18 protein-coding genes are annotated in these 18187 nt (G+C 64.5%); 6 read left to right on the plus strand and 12 right to left on the minus strand.

Annotated elements, in window-relative coordinates:
- Positions 1 to 3: 3 nt before the first annotated feature.
- The 6 genes from LK03_RS16945 to LK03_RS16970 form a co-directional block, all read right to left on the minus strand.
- The gene (locus LK03_RS16945) at positions 4 to 234 is read right to left on the minus strand and encodes a hypothetical protein (RefSeq protein WP_038413558.1); all 231 of its coding nucleotides are present in this window, start codon (positions 232 to 234) and stop codon (positions 4 to 6) included.
- Positions 231 to 1430, minus strand: coding sequence for a PAS domain-containing sensor histidine kinase (locus LK03_RS16950; protein WP_049870535.1), 1200 nt, complete (start codon positions 1428 to 1430; stop codon positions 231 to 233). Before LK03_RS16950 ends, LK03_RS16945 begins: the two co-directional genes overlap by 4 nt.
- Positions 1417 to 2238, minus strand: a complete 822-nt coding sequence (locus LK03_RS16955) for an alpha/beta fold hydrolase (RefSeq protein WP_038413559.1) — start codon at positions 2236 to 2238, stop codon at positions 1417 to 1419. Before LK03_RS16955 ends, LK03_RS16950 begins: the two co-directional genes overlap by 14 nt.
- Positions 2239 to 2336: 98 nt before the next feature.
- Positions 2337 to 2741: a response regulator gene (locus LK03_RS16960; RefSeq protein ID WP_049870536.1), complete on the minus strand. Its 405-nt coding sequence runs from the start codon at positions 2739 to 2741 to the stop codon at positions 2337 to 2339.
- A 153-nt stretch (positions 2742 to 2894) separates the two neighbouring features.
- Positions 2895 to 3449 (minus strand): type 1 glutamine amidotransferase domain-containing protein, encoded by a 555-nt coding sequence (locus LK03_RS16965; RefSeq protein WP_038413562.1) that lies wholly within the window; start codon positions 3447 to 3449, stop codon positions 2895 to 2897.
- Positions 3450 to 3553: 104 nt separating this feature from the next.
- Positions 3554 to 4675: a catalase family protein gene (locus LK03_RS16970; RefSeq protein WP_038413563.1), complete on the minus strand. Its 1122-nt coding sequence runs from the start codon at positions 4673 to 4675 to the stop codon at positions 3554 to 3556.
- Positions 4676 to 4914: 239 nt separating this feature from the next.
- On the opposite strand from LK03_RS16970, the gene LK03_RS16975 reads away from it, so the two are divergent.
- Together LK03_RS16975 and LK03_RS16980 are read left to right on the plus strand one after the other, a co-directional pair.
- Positions 4915 to 7254: an FdhF/YdeP family oxidoreductase gene (locus LK03_RS16975; protein ID WP_038413564.1), complete on the plus strand. Its 2340-nt coding sequence runs from the start codon at positions 4915 to 4917 to the stop codon at positions 7252 to 7254.
- A gap of 163 nt (positions 7255 to 7417) precedes the next feature.
- A complete protein-coding gene (locus LK03_RS16980; RefSeq protein WP_049870537.1) occupies positions 7418 to 8659 on the plus strand; it encodes an MFS transporter in 1242 nt (413 codons plus the stop codon).
- Between the two features lie 11 nt (positions 8660 to 8670).
- Here LK03_RS16980 and LK03_RS16985 read toward each other — a convergent pair whose 3' ends face one another.
- The 3 genes from LK03_RS16985 to LK03_RS16995 all read right to left on the minus strand — a co-directional run bounded on the left by LK03_RS16985 (position 8671) and on the right by LK03_RS16995 (position 12273).
- A complete protein-coding gene (locus tag LK03_RS16985; protein ID WP_038413567.1) occupies positions 8671 to 9813 on the minus strand; it encodes an MFS transporter in 1143 nt (380 codons plus the stop codon).
- Positions 9814 to 10048: 235 nt separating this feature from the next.
- The gene (locus tag LK03_RS16990) at positions 10049 to 11668 is read right to left on the minus strand and encodes a rhodanese-related sulfurtransferase (protein ID WP_049870538.1); all 1620 of its coding nucleotides are present in this window, start codon (positions 11666 to 11668) and stop codon (positions 10049 to 10051) included.
- The gene (locus LK03_RS16995; RefSeq protein WP_038413568.1) at positions 11665 to 12273 is read right to left on the minus strand and encodes a cysteine dioxygenase; all 609 of its coding nucleotides are present in this window, start codon (positions 12271 to 12273) and stop codon (positions 11665 to 11667) included. Before LK03_RS16995 ends, LK03_RS16990 begins: the two co-directional genes overlap by 4 nt.
- Positions 12274 to 12572: 299 nt before the next feature.
- Between LK03_RS16995 and LK03_RS17000 the strand changes: the two genes are divergently transcribed.
- The 3 genes from LK03_RS17000 to LK03_RS17010 all read left to right on the plus strand — a co-directional run bounded on the left by LK03_RS17000 (position 12573) and on the right by LK03_RS17010 (position 15308).
- Entirely contained in the window at positions 12573 to 13547 is a 975-nt protein-coding gene (locus LK03_RS17000) for an ABC transporter substrate-binding protein (RefSeq protein WP_038413569.1), read from the plus strand.
- Entirely contained in the window at positions 13544 to 14869 is a 1326-nt protein-coding gene (locus LK03_RS17005; RefSeq protein WP_038413571.1) for an LLM class flavin-dependent oxidoreductase, read from the plus strand. The genes LK03_RS17000 and LK03_RS17005 overlap by 4 nt, the downstream gene beginning before the upstream one ends.
- 82 nt (positions 14870 to 14951) lie before the next feature.
- Positions 14952 to 15308 carry a VOC family protein gene (locus tag LK03_RS17010; protein ID WP_038413572.1) on the plus strand — a complete coding sequence of 119 codons (357 nt, stop codon included), beginning with the start codon at positions 14952 to 14954 and terminating at the stop codon, positions 15306 to 15308.
- Between the two features lie 94 nt (positions 15309 to 15402).
- On the opposite strand, the gene LK03_RS17015 is transcribed toward LK03_RS17010, so the two are convergent.
- Positions 15403 to 15873 carry a hypothetical protein gene (locus LK03_RS17015; RefSeq protein ID WP_038413573.1) on the minus strand — a complete coding sequence of 157 codons (471 nt, stop codon included), beginning with the start codon at positions 15871 to 15873 and terminating at the stop codon, positions 15403 to 15405.
- A 57-nt stretch (positions 15874 to 15930) separates the two neighbouring features.
- Positions 15931 to 16956: a UV damage endonuclease UvsE gene (locus tag LK03_RS17020; protein WP_038413574.1), complete on the minus strand. Its 1026-nt coding sequence runs from the start codon at positions 16954 to 16956 to the stop codon at positions 15931 to 15933.
- Positions 16957 to 17102: 146 nt separating this feature from the next.
- Here LK03_RS17020 and LK03_RS17025 point away from each other — a divergent pair, with 146 nt between their 5' ends.
- On the plus strand, positions 17103 to 17546 hold the full coding sequence (locus tag LK03_RS17025) for an NUDIX hydrolase (protein WP_038413575.1): 444 nt from the start codon (positions 17103 to 17105) through the stop codon (positions 17544 to 17546).
- Positions 17547 to 17561: 15 nt separating this feature from the next.
- Here LK03_RS17025 and LK03_RS17030 read toward each other — a convergent pair whose 3' ends face one another.
- On the minus strand, positions 17562 to 18059 hold the full coding sequence (locus tag LK03_RS17030) for a hypothetical protein (RefSeq protein WP_038413576.1): 498 nt from the start codon (positions 18057 to 18059) through the stop codon (positions 17562 to 17564).
- Between the last annotated feature and the right edge of the window lie 128 nt (positions 18060 to 18187).

Genomic DNA, 18187 nt, shown 5'->3' on the forward strand with positions numbered 1-18187 from the left:
GGCCTAGTCACGCCCACCTTTGGCGATCCAGGCGCGGTAATCGGCCACCAGCGTATCGGGCAATGCCGGCAGTTGGTGCTCGGCGCGTTCCAGCTCGGCCTCGCTGCGCAGGCGCTCGGCGAGCCAGGTCACCAGCAGCAGGCGTGAGGTGGGGCAGGGGCTGATGGCATCGAGTCCATCGGCCACTCGGCCAAGACGCTCGATGCTTTGTTCGAGCTGGGTGATCGGGTTCATGGTGCCAGAGCCTCGCTGGGGGCGGTCGACGGGAGCGCGGGCAGGCGCAGGGTGAAGGTGGTGCCGGCTGCCTCGCAGGAATGTACGGCGATCTCGCCGCCATGGGCGTTGACGATTTCCTTGACGATGAACAGCCCCAGGCCGACCGAGCGCACGCCAGCGCTGCGCTCGCTGGCACGGGTCATGGGTTCGAACAGGCGAGCAATCTGCGGCGCCGGAATGACCGGGCCGTGGTTGTGCACGGTAAAGGTGGTAAACGCCGCGCTCACGTCGCTGGTGAGGGTAATGGGGTAGCTGAGGTCACCATAGGTAGCGCTATTTGCCACCAGGTTGCCCAGCGCCTGATACAGACGATCCGGATCGATGATGACGGTGCCGCGGTTGCGCCCCAGATAACGCACCTGTGCCTGGGCGAAGGCCACCCGCCATTCGGCTACGCCTTCGGCGATCAGATCGTGCAATACCACTGGGCGACGCCGGATACTGATGCCATGGCCGATGCGCACCGATGCGAGGTCGAGCAGGTCGGCGATCATGCGCTGCGCGCGTTCGCACGACACCTGGATGTTGTCCACCAGTTGCTGCTCGCGGGCGCCGCGTTCGCCCCGCCCGAGCAGGCCGCTGGCCATCTTGATGGCCGTGAGTGGGTTCTTCAGGTCGTGACTGGCGATGGCCACCATCTGCTCGGCGAACGAAGCCCTGCGCTGAGCCTGACGATAGGCGACGGCAAGCTCGGTCTTGGCCTGTTGCAGGGCAAGTTCGGCGCTGCTGCGTTCTGCCAACAACTGCTCTGCACGCTTGCGTGCGGCGAGCAGTTCGCGCTCATAGCGGTCCCGCTCGACCAGCCCGAACAAGGCCAACTCGTAACACACCCCATGTTCATGCTCGCGGCGAATGCCGTTGAGCAGCAGGGTCACCAGGCGGCCATCGCGGTGCAGCAGGTCGAGCTTGACCTCGGCGACCGAGCCTTGCATGCGCATCAGCGGCGCCCAGTGGGTCTGGTGAAAGATCCGCCCACCCATGGTCAGCAGGTTCTGGAAGCGCTGACCGAGCAACTGCTGCGCCTGGAAACCGATCCATTCGGCGAACGTATGGTTGCTGCGCAGGATGGTGCCGTCTTCCAGCGTCACGACCAGGCCGCACGGCGCCCGTTCGAACAGCGCTTCGGCGCTGGGCAGCTGCTCAGCGCCGGCCATGCTGGCCCAATTGCTCGTGCAGGAACGCGTCAATGGCTTCGGTGCAGGCACTGGGCGCGCTCATGTGCGGACAGTGGCCGATGTTGGGAACCAGGGCCAGCTGGCTGTTGGGCATGTGCTGGTGCAGGTACTGGCCAACAGCCAGGGGTGCGATCAGATCGTCGCTCGATTGCACGATCAGCGTCGGGGTTTGCAACCCCTGCACATCATTGCGGTTGTCGGAGAGGAAGGTGACGCGGGCGAACTGCCGGGCGATGTCAGGATCGGTGCGACAGAAACTGTTGGTCAGCTCTTCGCTCAGCTCCGGCTCGCCTGGGGCGCCCATGATCACCGGGGCCATGGTGCTCGACCAGCCCAGATAGTTGCTGTCGAGGGTATCGAGCAATGACTGGATGTCGGCTTCCTTGAAGCCGCCTACGTAGCCGTCGTTGTCGTCGATGTAGCAGGGCGACGGGCCTATCATCACCTGTGCCGCGATGCCGCCACTGCGCTGGCGATCGGCGAGCACGCCGATCATCGCGCTCACCGAATGCCCGATCAGCACCACCGGGCCTTGCGCATAGTGATCGATCAACTGGTTGAGGTCGTCGGCATAGCCCGACAGCGTGTCGTACTTGCTGCGCTCGTAAGCGCTCAGGTCAGAGGCGCCTGCACCGACCAGGTCATAGCTGACCGTGCGCCAGCGCTGTTCGAAGTGCGGCAGCACAAAACGCCACATCGACTGATCGCAGCCAAAACCATGGGAAAAAAACAAGGTGCACGGCCCGTTGCCGCGCACTTGCACGTTGTTACGCCGTTGTAAATCCATGGTGGATTCCAAACCGCAAGGAGATTGAAGGGCACTACAGACTCGGGCGAGACTGCCTCAAATTGCAGCAGATGGGAACTGCCGCGCAACACTCATCGTCAAGCCGCCGGACGGTACGCCGAGCGACGTGCCAATTGCGATTCGATGACCTGATAAAACTGATCCATCGACCAAGGCTTTGGCAGGAACAGCGCACCGTCAGGCAGAGGCGCATTGAGCCCGCCATGGTATCCGCTCATCACCACCAGGCCCATGTCGGGCGAGCGCGCCTGGGCGCGCCAGGCCAGTTGAAGACCATCGAGCTCGCCTGGGGTCTGCACATCGGTCAGCAACAGCGACCAAGGCGCCTGCTCCAGCGCAGCCAGCCCTTCGTCGGCGGTTTCCACTGCCTTGACGGTCGCGCCCAGATCCTCCAGGGCGAAAACGATCAGGTCACGGATCATCCGTTCGTCTTCGACCAGCAGGATATGCGGTGCTCGGGCCATAACAGTCGATTCAGTCATTGCAGGTGCTCTTGATGCGGTTACATGCGGATCGCCGGTGGCTGAGGCTGCCACTGACGTATCCTCCGATTTCGCTGTGACATCACGCTGATGCAGGAATTCCCTCAACGCCCCAACGCGGCGCCTGCACCAGGCGCCGCGTTGGGGAGAGGTTCAAGCCAAGGCCTGGGCGATCGCCTGGTTGAAAGCCGGGAGGTCATCCGGGGTGCGTGAGGTGATCAGGTGCCAACCGTTGGCATTGCATTGCTTGACTTCAGCGTCGACCCATTGCCCCTTGCCATTGACCAGGTCGGTCTTGACGCTGGGGTACGAAGTGAGGGTCTTGCCCTCGATGACGCCTGCGTCGATCAGCGCCCACGGCCCGTGACAGATGGCGGCGACTACCTTGCCAGCATCGGCGAAGGCTTTTATCAGACGCAGGGCGTCGGCGTCCTGACGCAGGTTGTCGGCATTGACCGTACCGCCTGGGATCACCAGCGCCTGATAGTCATCGGCCTTGACCTCGGACAGCTTGGCGTTGGCCGTGACGATACGATCTTTCTCGGTGTCTTGCAGGAAGGTCTGCACCTCGGCGCCCTTGATCGAGGCGTGGGTGACGCTGGCGCCGTGATCGGCCAGGGCCTTGAGTGGGGACAGCAACTCGTCGCGCTCGATACCGGTATCGGAGGTGATGATCAGAACGCGTTTGCCGGTCAGTGTTGAGCTCATGGTTTCTCCAGTAACAATTGAATCATGAAGCCGCCTGTGCTCGGGGGTGGTGAGGCAGGGGCAATTGCGTGCCCTGCGGTTGATCCGCCCAGGCGGCGAAAGGTTTAACTTTCTTTATCGGCGGCGTGCATCGGGCAGCCACTGCGCGGCTCATGGATAGGGCAGCCGTTGTGCTCGCTGCGGAAGTTGGCGGACATCGTGTAAGCCGGTTTGCGCGTGCGCATCACACCACCCAGCGGGCGGTGCGCGGCCAGGCCATGCCAGGGGCTGAAGGCCATGCCGTCGTCGATTTGCCTGACCTTGTCGTCCGACCAGGTGTCTTGCATCGGCACTTCCAGGCGCGCCACGGTGACGTAGGGGCTAAGGTCTTCTGGCCACTGTACCGAGGCGTCTTCGATGGGCATTTTTTCCAGGTCGGTGGCCAGTTGCACGCGGATTTCCCACGTGCCGCCCTGCTGCTGGAAGAAGTCGCTGACCGCCACCCGCAGGCCGTCAGGGTTGCCTTCGAAGTCCAGGTGCTGGTCGGTGAGTTCGGTGAGCTGCGGCGCTATCGGCACCACCGCCACCTTGGCGTAGTACGAGCCGTACAGCAGCGGCACTACCGTGGAGTAGCTTTCGCCCAGCAGGTGGGTCTGCGGATGGCCACCCAGGCTCTTGATCGTGCCGCTTTCGATACCCACAGCTTCCAGCGTGGCTTCGACACCGCGCAGCACGGCCGACATGACCTTCTTGCTGCCAGGCGCCTTGTCGGTGGTCTTGGCCAGCAGCTTGAGGGTCTTGAGAAAGTCCTTGGGCGTCGCTGCGGTGAAGGCCTTGGCGTTCTGCATGACGAAGTCCTGGGTCTGCTCACCCTCGCTGCCGGGCAGGCGCGCCCCGTCGACACCGACCATCTTCAGCGCCAGACCGCGTGGGGTGGAGACCTTGTCGTCGAGGATGTCGCCAGGGTTGGTCGACAGCCGCAGATACGCCGGGTAGCGCCCGGGGCGGGCAAAGGCGCCCTGGGCCAGCGCCGGCGGCAGGTTGTCGAGCACGATCACCTCGCCTTCCAGCAACCCATGGCCCTTGGCATGCACGCTGCGATCGGAATGACCACGGTGCTCGTAGGTGGTCTGCATGATCGAGCGCAGAGTGTCGACCAGTTCCTGGCTGGTCTGGGCCTCGTCATCAGGAACCTGTTCGAAACTCGACTGGAAGGGCAAGGGGGTACGGCTTGGTTGGTCGCTCATGGGCTATCTCCGCTCGGCTGGGTGCTCGCAGGCACGGTCCAGGCCATGCTTCTTTGGGTGCGAGTAACTAGATGAGCTGAGCGCGCAGGCCGAGGTTCAGGGCGCCGCGCGCAGTTGCCGACCGGCGGCGACAGTGGATGCGTGGAAGGCGTTTCGCGGCGCGCAGCGCGCTTGAACTTTCGCGCCTGGCGCTGCTTCGAACCTTGCATACCCCGTGATCCATTGTCCAGGTGCCGACCATGTCGCTCATTCATCCCCATCCGCACTACAAGCCCTATCAATCGGCCGCCGGCGGCTGGGGATCGGCCCGCTCGGTCATGCATATCCTCTGGCACGAGCAGGCGCTCACCACCGCCACGCCCGCGCTATTGAAGCAGAACAAGCCCAAGGGGTTCGCCTGTGTCAGCTGTGCCTGGGCCAAGCCGGGCAACCCCCACGCGCTGGAATTCTGCGAGAACGGGGCCAAGGCCACGGCGTGGGAAGTGACCCGGCTGCGCACAGGTCCGGAGTTCTTTGCCCGGCACAGCCTGACCGAGCTGCGTGGCTGGACCGACAATGCGCTGGAGCAACACGGGCGCCTGACCCATCCGCTGCGCTACGACCCGCTCAGCGACCGCTACCAGGAAACCACCTGGGCCGAGGCCTACGCGGGCATCGCTCGCCAGCTCAAGGCGCTGCCCCCCGAACAGGTGGTGTTCTACGCCTCGGGGCGTGCTTCGCTGGAGGCGTCGTTCATGTACCAGTTGCTCGCCCGCGCCTACGGCAACAACAACCTGCCGGACAGCTCCAACATGTGCCACGAGAGCACCTCGGTGGGCTTGCAGGAGAGCATCGGCGTGCCGGTCGGCACCGTGACGCTGGAAGATTTCGAACACACCGACTGCATCTTCTTCTTCGGCCAGAACGTGGGCAGCAACAGCCCGCGCATGCTCCATCCGCTGCAGGAGGCGCGTAAGCGTCAGGTACCCATCATCACCTTCAACCCGCTGCGTGAGCGGGGCCTGGAGCGCTTCGTCAATCCGCAGTCGCCCGTGGAGATGATCGGTCCGGAGTCGACGGTCATCAGTACTCAATACCACCAAGTGAAGATCGGCGGCGACCTGGCCGCTGTCACCGGCATCATCAAGGCGGTGCTGGCGCTGGAAGCCCAGCAAGGCGGTGTGCTCGACCACGGCTTCATCGCCGAGCACACCGACGGCATCGACAGCCTGCGGGGTCTGGTAGACAGCCAGTCGTGGGAGGTACTGGAGCGTCACAGTGGCCTGAGCCGAACGGCCATGGAAGCTGCCGCCACCGTATATGCGCGCAGCGAACGGGTGATGGTGATTTTCGGCATGGGCATCACCCAGCACCGCAAGGGCGTGGATGCGGTGCAGATGCTGGTCAACCTGCTGCTGTTGCGCGGCAACATCGGCAGGCCTGGGGCAGGCATCTGCCCGGTGCGCGGCCATTCCAACGTACAAGGCCAGCGTACCGTGGGCATCACCGAAGATCCGGCAAAGGTGCCGGCCGACAAGTTGCTCGCGCTGTTCAACATCCGCGTGCCCGAGCGCAAGGGCCTGGCGACGGTGGACACCTGCGAGGGCATCCTCGACGGCAGCGTAAAAGGCTTCATCGGCATGGGCGGCAACTTCCTGCGCGCCATTCCCGACACCGACCGCATGGAACCGGCGTGGGCCGACCTGACCCTGAACGTGCAGGTGGCGACCAAGCTCAACCGCACGCACCTGGTGCCTGGCCAGCACACCTGGTTGCTGCCGTGTCTGGGCCATATCGAGATCGATCGTCAGGAAGGCATCGAGCAGGTCTACAGCACCGAAGACAGCACCGGGGTGATGCGCGCCTGGCAGGGCACGACCGAGCCTGCCAGCGAGCATCTGCGCTCGGAGGTGGCGATCATCGCAGGGCTTGCCGAGCACACGCTGCACGGCGATTGCCAGGTGCCATGGGATGCCTGGCGCCACGATTATGCGCTGATTCGCACAGCGATCAGCGCAACCTACCCGGACATCTTCCATGACATGGAAACCCGCATGTGGCAGCAGGGGGGCTTCCGTCGCCCACTGGCTGCCAGCGAACGCAAGTGGCACACCGACACCGGCAAGGCACGCTTTTTGGCGCCCCAGAGCCTGGAAGAAGACCCCGACACCCGCGTCGATGCCGATCGGCGCGATGTGCTCAACCTGATGACGCTGCGCAGCAATGACCAGTTCAACACCACCATCTATGGCTATGAAGATCGCTTCCGCGGCGTCAGCGGCACCCGCAGCGTGCTGTTTCTCAACCGCAGCGATGTCGTGCGGCTGGGCTTTGCTGCCGGTGATTGGGTCAGTGTGCGCACCGCCATCGAGCCGCAAGTGCGCCGCGAGGTCGGCCCGTTGCAGATTCTGGTCTACGACATCCCCGAGGGCTGTGCGGCCGGCTACTACCCTGAGTGCAATCCGTTGGTGCCACTGTGGCATCACGCCGAGCGCAGCAAGGTGCCTGCGGCCAAGTCGATCCCGGTGACCCTGCACCGCGCCGAACCTGGCCAGGAGGATCTGGCCTATGCCCTGGATGAGGCCGATCAGGTCCGTTGAGCGGTGGATGCAGGTTTCTTGGCAAGGGTGTTCGCGGCTTTAGCCGCGAAAAACCCTGTAGAGGACTGATCGAAACCGGCAAAAAATATACCCATCACCCCCCAGAACGTTCCCCAAGGACCCCGGGTCTATCCTGAAAATCACCCCTGGATGCCCACCCATCATGCAGCAGCGCGATCAGCGTTCCCTCGATTGGCTCAACTTCTTTCTGGCCGACGTGCGCGACGGTCTCGGCCCGTATTTGGCCATCTACCTGTTGGCGGTGCACAAATGGGAACCGGCCAGCATTGGTTTGGTAATGAGCCTGGCCGGCATCACCGCGCTGCTGACTCAGACGCCTGCCGGCGCGTTGATCGACCGCACCAAGGCCAAGCGCGCCGTGGTGGTGATCGCCGCCTTGCTGGTCACTGGCAGTTGCCTGCTGTTGCCGTGGCTGACTTCCTTCACGTGGGTGGCGGTGACGCAAACCGTCAGCGCCGTGGCAGGCTCGGTGTTCGCCCCGGCGATTGCCGCGATTTCGCTGGGCATCACCGGGCCCAAGGCGTTCACCCGCCGCACCGGGCGCAACGAAACCTTCAATCATGCCGGCAATGCCTTCTCGGCATTGCTCGCCGGAGGCCTCGCCTGGCTGTACGGCCCGGTAGTGGTGTTCTACCTGATGGCCGCGATGACCGTCGGCAGTATCGTTGCGGTCAGCCTGGTGCGCAGTGAAGCCATCGACCACGACGTTGCCCGCGGTTTCACCCCAGGTGCGGGCGATCATGCCCAGGCCTCGGGCCTGCGCGTGCTGCTCGGCAACCGGCCGCTGCTGATCTTCGCGGTGTGTTGTGCGCTGTTTCACCTGGCCAATGCGGCGATGCTGCCGCTGGTGAGTCAGAAGCTGTCGCAGGTCAACCTGCATCTGGCAACCCCGCTGACCTCGGCCTGCATCGTTGCAGCGCAGTTGGTGATGGTGCCGGTGGCGATGCTGGTGGGCCTGAAGGCTGATGTCTGGGGGCGCAAGCCGTTACTGCTGGTGGGCTTTGTGATTCTGCCGCTGCGCGGCGCGCTGTACGTGTTATCGGACAACCCGTTCTGGCTGGTGGGGGTGCAACTGCTCGACGGCATCGGCGCCGGGGTGATCGGTGCGATGTTCCCAGTGGTGGTCAAGGACCTCACTCAAGGCACCGGCCGCTTCAACGTCAGCCTCGGCGCCTTGTCCACCGCATTCGGCCTTGGCGCCGCGCTGAGTCCGGGGCTCGCCGGATTGGTGGTGCAGAGTGAAGGCTACAATGCGGCGTTCCTGACCTTGGCAGCGATTGCCGCAGCGGCGTTCTGCCTGCTCTGGCTAGGCATGCCGGAAACCCGTAACTACACGGGTGATCTGGACGATAAACCGAGCGCCTCGATGGCCCCGGCGCAGTAGCCGGCAGCGATTCAGCCGCGCCCGCCCGCGAGCGCGCTGCGGCTGAGCAGGCACAGCACCAGCAGCCCCGCAGCCAAGGCCCAGAAGGCGCTGTGCAGCGAGGTGACTTCGGCCAGGTGGCCGATGAAGCCCGGTCCGAGCAGAACCCCCAGATAACCCAGGGTCGCCACCGCACTCAGGCTGCTGGCGGCGGCCATGCGCTGTTGGCTGAGCGCTGCGCGAAACAGCACCGGCACGGCGTTGGCCAGGCCCAGTCCTGCCAGGGCAAAGCCCAGCAGTGCGCCGCCCAAGGGCGAACATTGCGCCAGCAGCAGACCCAGCAGCGCCAGCAGGCCACCGCCGCGCAGCAGACGCAGGTCACCCAGATGGCGGGCCAGGCGATCGCCCAGCAGTCGGGCGGCAGCCATGCTCAGGGTGAACAGACTGTAGGCGATGCCCGCAGAGGCCAGGCTGACCTGGTGGGCGTCATGCAGGTACAGCGCGCTCCAGTCGAGCATCGCACCTTCTGCCAGCAGGCAGATGAACGCCAGCAAGGCAATGACCGCTACCACGCCACGCGGCCACCTGAATGCCGCATCGTCCAGCACTTGCAGATCACGCAATTGATAGCGGTAGGCCAAGCCCAGCAGCGTCACCGCCACCAGCGCCGCCGCGCTGGCCGCCTGCAACGGCGTGGCACCCTGGCGCAGCAACAGGGTCACGCCAGCAGCGCCAGCAAATGCACCGACGCTGAACAGACCATGGAAACCCGACATCAAGGGCCGTTCGGCGGCTTTCTCGACGATGGCTGCTTGCAGGTTCATGCAAATATCGCCGACCCCCAGGCACGCTCCGAACACCAGTAGCGCGACGCCGAACGCCACGGGCGAATCGAGCAACGCCAGCAGTACCAGCGTGGCGCTGAAGCACAATCCGGCCAGCTGCATCACCCGGCGCAGGCCCAGTGCACGCGCCAGGCGCCCGGCGAACGGCATGCTCAGCAGCGAACCAATGCCGATGCACAGCAACACACTGCCAAAGGCGCCGTCGCCCAGTTGCAAGCGCTGCTTGGCATAGGCCACCAGCGGCGCCCAGGCGGCCATGGTCAAGCCGAGGGTGAAGAACGTCAGGCGCGTGGCGCGCTGGTAGGGCTTGGAGCCGTAGGCGGTAGGCATGGGCAGTCGGTCCGTGGACGGGGTAGGGCTGTGACCGAATGCCAGGGGTGGGGTTCGCGAAGAAATGCGCGCTTGTCGCGGCCCTAGGCTCTGTCTGAAAAGTTCTGAGACGCCGGGGAGACAAGGCCGATGGCGGCCCCGCGAAAACAGCCGAGGAAGCGGTCGGAGTCGCGCTCGACTTTACTGGTTGTAAATGAGCATTCCGAGGCTGTTTTTAACGCAGGATCACCAAGTATCAGGGCTTTTCAGACAGAGCCAAGGCTGCGTCGGCGCCGAGCACACGGAAGCCATGAGTACCGTCGCGGCGCAACTGCTCGATCAGGCCGAACTCCCAGTCCAGATACCCCTGCATCGCCGCGTGGGCATTGTCAGTGCCCTCGTAGGGACGTCGGTAGCGGTCGCTGCGCGGCACAGCCAACTGCCGCTCGCCACTGTCCAACGGGCGCTGTTCGGCGATCCACGCCGCGGTGCCGCCTTGCAGCACGTACACCGGGGTGCGCGTCAGGGCTTGGAGGTCGCCGCTGGCCAAGCGCGCCAGCGCGCTGCTGCCGCAGGTCAACACGTAGCGCTCGGCCACCGGCAGGCGCTCGAGCGCCTGCGCCAGTTGTGCGCGGATCACCCAGTGCGCGCCGGGGATATGGCGTTTGACGTAGTTGGCGCTGGTGGTGAAATCGAGCAGCACGGTGCCTGGCTGTTGCAGCCACTGCGCGAGCTGTGCGGGGTCGATAGTGTCCACCTGGGGCTGCGCCGGCAGTGGCGGCTGCCAGTCGCCGGTCTGGCTGAAGTCATCGGCGCCAAGGCCGTCGAGCACCGCCACCTGCCAGCCCATCTGGGCCAGCCACGACGCGCTCATGTTGGCGCGTACACCGTCGTCGTCGATCAGCACGATGCGCGCACCACGCACGCTGGCGACGTGGTCGGTTTCCTGCACCAGCTGGCCGCCTGGCACGCTACGGCTGTGCGGCCAGTGACCGGCGGCGTATTCCTCGGGGGTGCGCACATCGAACACGTAGGTGGTGCGGCGCGGGTCGGCCTGCCATTGCGTCAGTGCTTCACGCTGCACACGCAGCACCCCGGCGCGGTCGGCCACCTGCCGGGCGCGGGCCGCGGCGGTGCTGCGGGTCGCGGCGCTGACCTCACTGAACTGCTGCGCCTGGCCATGGGCCAGGCTCTGTCCGGCCAGGGTCCAGCCGATGGTGCCGTTGCGCAGCGCCGCCACCGGGTTGGCGATGCCGGCGTTGATCAGCGATTGCGTGCCGATGATGCTGCGCGTACGCCCGGCGCAGTTGACGATCACCTGGGTGCGCGGGTCGGGCGCCAGCTCTGCGACCCGCAGCACCAGCTCGGCACCCGGCACGCTGATGCCGCCAGGAATGCTCATGGTCTGGTATTCGTCGAAACGCCGGGCGTCGAGCACCACCACATCGGCCTTGGCATCGAGCAACTGCTTGACCTGTTCAGCGGCCAGTGACGGGGTGTGGCGCTGGCTTTCGACCAGCTCGCCAAAGGCTTTGCTGGGCACGTTGACGTCGCGAAACAGCTCGCCACCGGCCTCGCGCCAGCCGGCAAGGCCACCTTCGAGCAACGCGACATCCACGTAGCCGAGTGTTTGCAAACGCTCGGCAGCGATCGACGCCAGGCCTTCACCATCGTCGTAGACGGTAATCGCGGTGTCACGCCGCGGCACCCGCGCATAGACCTCGAGTTCCAGTTTCGACAAGGGGATGTTAGCGGCGAACAGCGGGTGTTCCTGAGCGAACGGGTCCTCTTCACGGACATCGATCAACGCGAGCTCTTCACCGGCCAACAGCGCCTGGCGGATGTCGTGGAAGCTGCGGTGGGCAGTGGCAGTCATGGGGCAGCGCTCTCTTTGGACAGGTCCCAGATATTGGGCAGGTGGGCATTGGAATAACCGGAGATGAACGGCTTCTCACTGCCGTCGGCGGCGAAAACGGCGCGTCTGACTGCGCCGATGTTGCCGCCATAGACATGGATGCTGATCGACACGCGATCAGCGAAGGCATTGCTGACCTGATGCACGTCGCCAATGCGCGGCGACACCGCCTCGACCTGGCCCGGCTGCAGCAGCACGGCACTGCCCTCAGGGTGCAGCGCACCGTGCGCGTCGCGGCTGAAGCCTTGAGCGTGTTCGGCGCCGCGCAACATGCCGATCAGCCCCCAGACACGGTGGTCGTGAATCGGTGTGCGCTGGCCCGGCCCCCAGACGAAACTCACCACCGAGAAGCGCTGGCGCGAATCGCAATGCAGCAGAAACTGCTGGTAACGCTCAGGGTCAGGCTGGGCCAGGTCATCCGGCAGCCAGTCATCATGGGCGACCAGCTCGCCGAGCAAGCGCTGGCCTTGGTCGAGAATGGCCGCTTCATCGGCTTGCTGGTCAAGCAGCTCGGCGAAGCCGGTAATGAACCGGCGCAGGCGTTCGGGGTGACGATGGGTACTCATGGGCAGGCTCTTGAAGACAGTTCAGGGCCACCCTAGCAAGCGGTTCAATATTCTCAAAATGCAAAATAGTACTAAGCTAATATGCTTAATAAGCATCAATCGATAGCGGTTAGAACATGAGCTTATGCTTACACGGAATTTCACAATATTTTTTAGGTGCTTTAACTTATAAGAAACCCCGGTAGTTACAGACACCACGCCCGGTTGCACGCCGCCTCGTCGAGGCCCGCAGCGGGGCTGCGCTCGAGACCGCACGCGCGGATCGGCCCGACTTGCCCAATGGGCATCTGGAGATCCCCGTGCGTTACCTCAAACACCTGGCCGGCAAACTGGCTGTCACCGTGCTCGCCACCACCCTCAGCGTCACCGCTGCCGCGCAAACCCTGGTCGTCGGTGACCAGAGCTTCAATACCCGTGCGGTGATGGAAGCGGCCGGCGTGCTCGATGATCTGCCCTATACCCTCGAATGGAAACAGTTCACTGCAGGCTCGCCAGTGGCCGAGGCGCTGAACGTCGGCAGCTTGGACGTCGGCCTGCTTGGCGACGCGCCACCGCTGTTCCTCGGTGCCCTGGGCGCGCCGATCAAGGTGATTGCCGTGAGCCGGCAAGACCTCGGCGGCGTGGCGATTCTGGCGCGCAAGGATTCCGACATCCATAGCCTGCAAGACCTGCGCGGCAAGCGCGCTGCGGTGTGGAAGGGCTCCTGGAGCCAGCAACTACTGTTCACCGCGCTGGACAAGGCCGGCGTACCGCGCGATGCGCTGGAGCTGCGCTACCTCAGCGCCCTGGATGCTTCCCATGCGCTCGATGGCGGCTCGGTCGATGTCATCGCCACCTGGGAACCCTACGTCACCCAGCAGGAGCGCCAGGGCGCTCGGGTGCTGGCCACCGCCGAGGGGTTGATTCCGGCGCAGAGTTTTGTGGTCGCCAACGCCAAGGCAGTGGATACAAAGCGCGCGCAGATCAGCGATTTTCTCCAGCGGCTGACAAAAGCCCGGGAATGGACGGTCTCCGATCCTGGCCACACTGAGGCCTATGCCGACGCCTGGGCCAAGCGTACCCGCGCCGACCGCGACATCGCCCGAATCTGGTTCGCCCGTGCCCGCACCGATCTGGGGCCACTGAGCCCGCAGGCAATCGTCGATGCGCAGAAAACCGTCGATTTCTTCGCAGGACTTGGCCTGATCAAGGCGTATCCCGCCGCCAGCCTGTTCGACGAATCGTTCGCCGCAGCGCTGCAACCCACCACGGCCCAGGGAGTACGCGCGCCATGAGCAAAAGGCAGATCAAACTCGGCGCCCTGACCATGGGCAGCGGCGGTCCCGGGCGGCACAACCTGTGGCTGGACCCGCAGTTGCCGGCCAATGCCAGCGTCGATATCGACTGGTATATCGACATCGCCCGCCAGGCTGAAGCGGCGCTGTTCGACCTGATCTTCATCGTCGACAGCCAGTTCATCACCGAGGGCTCGCCCTCGCATTACCTGAGTCGCCTGGAGCCGCTGACGCTGCTCTCGGCGCTGGCGGTCAGCACCCAGCGACTGGGCCTGGTCGGCACCCTGACCACCTCGTACAACGCGCCCTACAACGTCGCCCGCCGCCTGGCTTCGCTGGACCTGATCAGCAAGGGCCGCGCAGGCTGGAACGTGGTCACCAGCGGCGATGCCGGCACCGCCGGCAATTACGGGCGCGATGAGCACTATGATTACGACACCCGCTACGCGCGGGCCAAGGAACACGTCGAGGTGGTTCAGGGGCTGTGGCAGTCGTATGAAGAACAGGCGCTGCCGCGCAATCGCGAGACTGGACAGTTCCTCGACCCTGCCAGGCTGCATGCCTTGCACCACCGTGGCGAGCATTTCCAGGTGGTCGGCCCGCTGAACATCGAGCGCTCGCCGCAGGGCCAGCCGGTGATCTTCCAGGCCGGCGACTCCGAGCAAGGCCGCGAACTGGGGGCCGCGACCGCCGATGTGATCTTCACCCATGCCGCCAGCATCGAGCAGGGCCAGGCCTTCTACCGCGACGTCAAGGCACGCGCCGCGCGCCTGGGGCGCGACCCGGAGCAACTGCTCGTGCTGCCGGGCGCGGAAATCTACGTGGGCGACACCGACGAGCACGCCCGCGAGATCGAGCGGCATTACCACCAGGTCGACCACAGCTTCGAGCTGGCGCTCAAGGAGTTCGGGCGCAACTTCGGCTGGCACGACTTCAGCCAGTACGACCTCGATGCGCCGTTCCCGCAGCAAAGCCTGGAATACGCCCGCAGCAGCTTCTTCACCAATGCCCGGCGCATCGCCGAGCAGGCCCGTGAGCGCAACTTCACCTTGCGCCAGGCGGTGGAGTTCGGCCGCCAATTGCGCCCAGGCGCTTTCGTCGGGTCGGCCGAGACGGTCGCCACCAAGATGGCCGACTGGTTCGAGGCGCGGGCGCTGGATGGCTTCAACATCTACATTGGCCACCCCGAGCAGTTCCGCCGCTTCACCCAGGAAGTGATACCGCTGTTGCAAGCGCTTGGGGTGTACCGCCGCGAGTATCAAGGCAGCACCCTGCGCGAGCACCTCGGGCTGGCGATACCGCGTAATCGCCATGGCGTGTAGGGACAGCCAGGGCTGATCGACTGGCGGCGGGTGGCAGAGGTGTGCTGCAATCAGCGCCTCTCAATCCACCAAGGACATAACAATGGGTGTGCAAGGGCAGGATCGGCAGATCGACAACATCGAATTCAACGTCAGCGATATCGCCCGCAGCAAGGCGTTCTACGACGCCGCGTTCGGCTGGAGTTTCACCGACTACGGTCCGACCTACAGTGAGTTCAGCGACGGTCGCCTGCACGGCGGGTTCACCACGGGTGAAGAGGTAAGGCCCGGTGGGCCACTGGTGATCTTGTACGCCGATGACCTGGAAGCGACTCAGCAACGTGTCGAAGCCGCGGGGGGAGAGGTCTGCCGCGCCACGTTCACCTTTCCGGGTGGGCGACGTTTTCACTTTCGCGACCCCGATGGCTACGAGCTGGCGGTCTGGACCTCAGCTGTCTAGAGCGCCTTGCCCATCGGTCCGCGGCTGACCTTGGCAGCAGCCGGTGCGGCGGTAGCTGATCGATTCAGCCGCCGCGGCACCGCCCAGCACTGCCTTACTTCTTCTCGATCTTGTCCAGTTCTTCATTGATCGCCTGCACACGCTCGGTGGCCTGTTTGCGCAGGTTTTCGTCGCGGGCGGTTTCCATCATGTAGCCGTTGAGCTTCTCGCCCAGGGCCTTGGTGTCGGGGGTCTGACCCAGCTGCTGGGCCTTGGCCGGATCTTTCATGTAGCCCGCGATCTGCTCGAATTCGGCGTCGTTGAAGTGCTCCTTGCCGTACAGCTTGTGCATGTCGGTGCGGTATTCCTCGAAGGTGAAGTGTTCACGCACCACCGACTGGATCTTGTCTTCGGAGACCTTGGGGTGCGCAGCGGCGAACGGCGGCACGATGCTGTCGATGGTGGTCTGGTAGTGTTTCTGCAGCGGGAACTGGGTGTCGATCTGCTTATCGCGGTCGTTGCCGCCGCAGGCAGCCAAAGCGCCGGCGAGCAGCAGAGGAAGTACGAAGCGGGGAGTACGCAGCATGGGAAAAGCCTTATTAGGACGTAGGAAAAAGGGAAAACCATAGCAGCCAGATACGGTTCAGAACCCCGGCTGGCGCAGGTAACGTTGGTAGAAGTCCAGGGTCGCCACGTTCTTGTGCTTGGCCTCGAACATCACATCGAAGGCATCGAAGAACTGCAGGGCATAGCGGTTGGTCCAGTCGTTCCACATGGTCTGGCTATGACCGTACAGATCACGTTTGTTCACCACCTCGAGCAAGCGCTCGATTTCCAGCTTGTGCCCGGCGTCGAAACCCAGCGCCTGCAAGCTTTCCGGGGGTTGGGAGTAATGCAGCACCGGGCGCACGCCGCGCCAGCTGTCGATGACCTGCTGGACGCGCGGGTCGTGGCGGGCGATGTAGTGGTTCTCGTGGATCCAGATATGGTGGATGTCCAGCACCACCGGGGCGAGGTCGGCGATCGCCAGGCAATCGTCCAGGCCGTAGGTCTTTTCGTCGTTCTCGAAGGTGATGACGTTGCGCGCCACCTGCGACAGCCGCGGCCAGATCGCGCGCACCCCGGCAGCGCCGAGACGCCCGGCGATGTGCACGTTGCACTTGAAGTCCTGAAAACGCTGGCCGTAACCCATCAGGCGGATCATGTCGGCGTGGTATTCGAATTCGGCCAGGCTCGCTTCGACCACCTCAGGGCGATCCGAGCCGAGCACGCAGAACTGCCCTGGATGAAACGACAGGCGAATGTCCGCCTCGCGCGCACGCTGGCCGATGGCGGCGAAGCCGCGCTCGAGCAACTGGCGCATCTCGCCGTGCTGATAGAACGGCGCGCCCTGCGAGTGGCTGTACAGCGGCAGCAGGTCGCTGCTCAGGCGCAGCATGTGCAGCGGTGCCGGCAAGCTGGCGACATAGTCGAGCAACTGCACCTGTGCCTCGAGGTTGTGCTGCACCAGGCTCAGGAGTTTTTCCTGGGCGGCCTCGACGCTGGCCGAAGACACCCAGCGCAAGGTGGTGGTACGCGGGTTGTAGGCGCGCTCGATGACTTCCAGCTCTTTGGCCGAATGATCGCGGTGCGGGTGGCGGTACATGCAGGCAAAGCCCAGACGGGGCATGGAAGTCTCCGTTGACGACGAGCAGGCAGGCAGTTGACCACCGCCGATGGCAGAACGATCCCTCGATCGCTGCGCGAACGCCTGAACTGCCTGCGCCGCTATCGAGTCTTATACTGCACGGCCATCGCTCACTGAAGGACACCGCCATGCGCCAACGCCCCTCGGCCCGTTTGCTGGTCATCGACCCGCAACAGCGGGTGCTGCTGTTTCACTTCGTCCATCACCATGGCGCCCTGGCCGGCAGCTCGTGCTGGGCCACCCCTGGGGGCGGTGTCGAGGTCGGGGAAACCTTCGCCGAGGCCGCGCGCCGCGAACTGTGGGAAGAAACCGGTATCCAGGTGCAGGATGTCGGCAATGCCATCGATCAGCGGCGCTTCGTCATGACTTTGCCCTGCGGCGAGCAGGTCACCGCGTTCGAGCAGTACTTCGTGGTGCGGGTGGCCGATGTGCTGGTGTCGAAGGTCAACTGGAGCGATCTGGAGCTGGAGGTGATGGCGGCCCATCGCTGGTGGTCGGTCGAGCAACTGCGCCAGACCGACGATATCGTCTGGCCGGCCGATCTGGTCGAGTTGCTGTCCCGGGTGCTGTGAATCAGACCAGGCGACCTACGGCGCCGGGGGTTGCTGCTGGCGTTCGCGCAGTTCGTCCTCGACCGCCTGCATGCGCTGCGCGGCACGTTGCTTGGCCGCAGGGTCGTTGGCGCTGGCGCGCATCAGGCGGGTGAGTTTCTCGCTCAACTGCCGACCTTCGAGGCTCTGCTCCAGCGCCCGCGCCTTGGCCGGATCAGCCGTAGCAGCGATCACCAGCTCGAATTCGGCATCGCTGAAGTTCTCTTCGCTGTACAGACGCAACAGGTCCTGGCGTTGATCCTCGACGGTCAGGTGCTTGCGCAGTACCTGATCGATTTCAGCCTGCGGCACGCCAGCAAAGCGTGGCGCCAACAACTGCGCCATGCGCTCGATGTTGTGGGCGTAAGCGTCTTCCAGCGGCAGTTGGGCGAGAATCTTTTCCTGGCGGATGGTGTGCGGCTCGCTTGTCTGCGGGTCGCAACCGCAAAGGGCGACCAGCGCTACGGCCAGGAGCATCGAGCAATAACGCGGCATTGACGACAACCTTGCTGGGAAACGAGCCGCCAGTGTACTCAAGCGACAGGCACTTGGCGCGGCGCTGTGCTTGCCCTGCTGCGCCAGGCTGGGTTAGAACCACCGATTGCCTGCTGCCGACCTGGACT

Origin of the sequence: Pseudomonas cremoricolorata (assembly GCF_000759535.1) — a bacterium.
In the GTDB taxonomy this organism is placed as follows: domain Bacteria; phylum Pseudomonadota; class Gammaproteobacteria; order Pseudomonadales; family Pseudomonadaceae; genus Aquipseudomonas; species Aquipseudomonas cremoricolorata_A.